The organism is Psychrobacter sp. Cmf 22.2, assembly GCF_001921745.1.
GTDB lineage: Bacteria > Pseudomonadota > Gammaproteobacteria > Pseudomonadales > Moraxellaceae > Psychrobacter.
In genome coordinates, this window is record NZ_MRYA01000022.1 from 1 (window position 1) to 325 (window position 325).

The following is a 325-nucleotide window of genomic DNA, read 5'->3' on the forward strand; positions in this document are numbered from 1 at the left end:
TAAGAGATTTATAATGAGTGAAAACAAAGACGACAAAATTGAAGATGTACTGGTAGATTCGGAGCTGGCAAAAAAGCTGGTCCCTAATAAATTTAAATTCACTAGTCAGCAAGGCCGCGCACGCCGTCAAAAGCTATTGATGGGCGCGAAAAAATTGAGTGAAACTCAAGCGATTAATGATATTACCTTGGCTGCTGTCTGTGAAGAAGCGGGTATTCCAAGAGCTTCCGCATATCATTTCTTTCCAAATATCGAAGCGATATTTTTAGCATTGCGTTTTTTAAATGCGATCGACATCTTAGAAGTGCTGACCACTGTCGAAACA

Annotated in this window: 1 protein-coding gene; it reads left to right on the forward strand. The window is 40.0% G+C overall.

Annotation, left to right across the window (positions count from 1 at the left end):
- Window positions 1-13 precede the first annotated feature (13 nt).
- Window positions 14-325 (forward strand): TetR/AcrR family transcriptional regulator (locus BTV98_RS13170; RefSeq protein ID WP_143505770.1); only part of this gene is annotated, 312 nt, incomplete at its 3' end.